This window comes from Hyalangium versicolor (genome assembly GCF_020103695.1).
Taxonomy (GTDB): domain Bacteria; phylum Myxococcota; class Myxococcia; order Myxococcales; family Myxococcaceae; genus Hyalangium; species Hyalangium versicolor.
Map to the genome: position 1 here is coordinate 1 of NZ_JAHXBF010000071.1, position 2768 is coordinate 2768.

Below are 2768 nucleotides of genomic sequence, written 5' to 3' on the forward strand. Positions count from 1 at the left end.
GTGTCCTTTCGGCAGGAGTGCGTGATGCCGCGATCCTCGGTGGGTAGACTGGGGTACGGCACGGCTTGCCGTTCTGAGCGAGAGGCCGTGGCAAAGCGGCGGGTTGCCCACCGCGCGCTGAGCGGCGAGGCATGAGGGGCGATCGTGCTCGGAGAGGAGAGCGCGAAGCGCTTTAGCGCTCTCGCTCAGAGAGTCGTTGAGGTGAGGCGCTCGTCAAGCGCTTGGCGGTAGTTCCAGGGCAACCACCTTTCGGGCTCGTCGGCAACGAGCTCGTGGTGGCGCAGCAGAGCGACGAGGTAGTCGAAGGGATTGCCGTGGCAGAGCTCCACCGTGTGGATGAGGCTCATGAAGGTGTCGCCCACGCGCGCGCCGTTCTGGCTTCGGTAGAAGAGCGAATTCTTCCGGTGGAGGATGGCCTTCTTCAACGCCCTCTCGCACACGTTGTTGTCGAGCGGGGCGCCCGGCTCTCTGAGGAAGAGCGTGAGCTTCTGCCAGTGCTTGCGCATGTACTTGATGGCGGCGCCGAGGCTTGAGTTGGGTTCCACCTTGCGCTGGGTGATTTGCTCCTTGAGCCAGTCCTCGAGCTGCTTCATCCGCGGACCGCTTTCGCGCTGGTGCAGTGCCAGCCGCTCGGCTGGGGAGAGACGGTGCTGCTTGGCCACGGCGTCGGTGAGGTACACCTCCCGCAGCGTCTCAAGGACGAAGCGGCACTCCTCGGGGAAGTCGTTGACGACGTCCACGAAGCCGCGCCGGGCGTGGCTGAGGCAATTGGCGAGAATGGACTTGAAGTCGCCGGAGGTGTTGGCCGCGAGCGCGTCGGACATCTGCACCGGCGCCTGGAGCTGCGCAGCTCGGCGCTTGAGCACGTCCGCGAGGTTTTCCCCCGCGTGCTGGCGGCCGGTGAAGAACAGGGCGATGGTGCGCTCGCCCTTTGTGGCGATGAGGCCCGAGGTGTACACGCCGGTGCGTTCCTCCTCGGCACCTGCTGCAGCCGCAGCCAGCTGCTCCTTGGATAAGTCGAGCACCTTCATCGTGGTGTCATCGTTGTGCAGCACGTCCGCCTGGGCGGCCTCGGTGATGAGTTGCTCGAAGACGGGCTGAAGCTTCTCAGCCGCCTCCTTCACCAGCTCCCACTGCGTCGAGGCGGGCAGAGGAACGCCCAGCCCTTCTTGCAACTTCTCGATGCGGTGGAAGGGCAGCCCGGTGCCGTACTTGAGCAGCCCCGTCATCGCCGTGGCGGACTCGTCGTACTTCTGCGTGCCCACGCCCTCGGGTGGCGCGGCCGTGTACACCTGGCCACACAGGTTGCAGCGCAGCCTGTCACACTCCCACACCGTGGCCGTCAGCGGGGCCATGCCCGTCACCCGCACCAGCACGGCCGGCTCCTGGAGCGGGTACACCTTGCCTTTGAGGCAGCCCTGGCACGTGTCCCCGCCCTGCAGCGTGGTGTGCGACACCTTCTGGCGGTCAGCCCCCGTGTACGCCGCTGCCCCGTGGCGCCCGTGGCCCGGGCGCTTGGCCTTCTCCTGCTGCCCGCCCTCAGCGCCGACAGGCGGCTTCTTCCCCGTCTTCTTCAACACGGCGCGAGTCTTCTCGGTGGGCGCACCGAAGAGCAGCTGGCGCAGCCGTGCGATGGACGTGCCCTTCGCCTGCAACTCCGCCTGCAGGAAGGCCAGCGTGTCCATCGCCGCCTTCAGCTTGGCGAAGTCTTCTGCCCCCAGCGCGCCGTCCCTCGTTCGCTCGACGATGGCCGCCAGTTCCACGCAGCTCACTTCCAGCTGCTGACGCTTCTTCTTGCCCATGACCCGATGCAACACGTCTCTGGGGCTCGAGCCTACCTGGCACGTTGGAGGCCGAACTCGCTCCCTTGGAGAGCGACGCAGCTACCCTCCAAGGGGCCATGGCCGCGGGCCCCGCGATGCGGCCTACGTGCCGACCTTGCGCCAGTCCGCAGCAGCCTGCGTGGCCGAAGGGTCTCCGGCGCACAGCAGCACCTGCAACTCGTGAGCGCGTAAGGGCGCTGCCGCTCTGCCCGTTTCCGTGGGCCACCACCGGAAGCGCCCCTGGGACAGACGTTTGTGACACAGCCAGAAACCCTGCCCGTCGTAGACCAGCAGCTTCACCGCGGTGCGCTGGCGGTTGCGGAAGACGAACACCGCGCCGCTGAACGGCTCCTCTCCGAGTGCCGCACGGCACTGCTGCGCAAGCCCGTCCATGCCTCGGCGGAAGTCCGTCGGCTCCAGGGCCACCAGCACCCGCATCTGCGGCGTAATCTGAATCATGGCCCACCCAGCGCAGCCAGCAGCGCGAGGACGTCGAGGGTGCTGCCGACGGGCAATTTCACCGTCAACCTTGAGCCATCCCTTCGCGAGTACTCGATGACCGTCCCGGCCATAGGCGATGGGGCCAGCAGTTGCGCTGCGTTCACCTCGAGGAACCCTGAGGCCGCAGGCTGTGGCGTGCTCCTGCCCTCAGAACGTCCCTCCACACGCACCTTCAACCCCGCGTACCCCAGCTTCAACTCGCCCGCGACGCGGCTGATACCGTGCTTCTTGGCGGCTGCCGCAGCAGCCTCCCACAGCGCCTCAGGCATTCGCCCCTGGCTTCCGCGGCTCGCCCGCCAATGCTCAATACGCCCCCGCAGCTCTCTCAACTCCTTCGTTCCTTCAATCGTCCGTCCCATGCATCCTCCCGCCAGCCATTCGACTGGGCAGGGCACGGTACGGACCTTCTCCAGGTCAGATCACGCACGCTTGCCGAAGGGACAC

3 protein-coding genes are annotated in these 2768 nt (G+C 66.9%); all 3 read right to left on the bottom strand.

Annotation, left to right across the window (positions count from 1 at the left end; genetic code table 11):
• Positions 1-185: 185 nt before the first annotated feature.
• The 3 genes from tnpC to KY501_RS52725 all read right to left on the bottom strand — a co-directional run bounded on the left by tnpC (position 186) and on the right by KY501_RS52725 (position 2593).
• Entirely contained in the window at positions 186-1802 is a 1617-nt protein-coding gene (gene tnpC, locus KY501_RS52715; protein WP_224373231.1) for an IS66 family transposase, read from the bottom strand.
• 123 nt (positions 1803-1925) lie between these two features.
• Positions 1926-2282: an IS66 family insertion sequence element accessory protein TnpB gene (gene tnpB, locus KY501_RS52720; RefSeq protein ID WP_224373232.1), complete on the bottom strand. Its 357-nt coding sequence runs from the start codon at positions 2280-2282 to the stop codon at positions 1926-1928.
• Positions 2279-2593, bottom strand: a complete 315-nt coding sequence (locus tag KY501_RS52725) for a hypothetical protein (RefSeq protein ID WP_224373233.1) — start codon at positions 2591-2593, stop codon at positions 2279-2281. Before KY501_RS52725 ends, tnpB begins: the two co-directional genes overlap by 4 nt.
• Positions 2594-2768: the final 175 nt, after the last annotated feature.

Coding starts and splice junctions, on each gene's coding strand:
- KY501_RS52725 (WP_224373233.1), bottom strand. CDS start 2,593: ATGCCTGAGGCGCTGTGGGAGGCTGCTGCGGCAGCCGCCAAGAAGCAC.
- tnpB (WP_224373232.1), bottom strand. CDS start 2,282: ATGATTCAGATTACGCCGCAGATGCGGGTGCTGGTGGCCCTGGAGCCG.
- tnpC (WP_224373231.1), bottom strand. CDS start 1,802: ATGGGCAAGAAGAAGCGTCAGCAGCTGGAAGTGAGCTGCGTGGAACTG.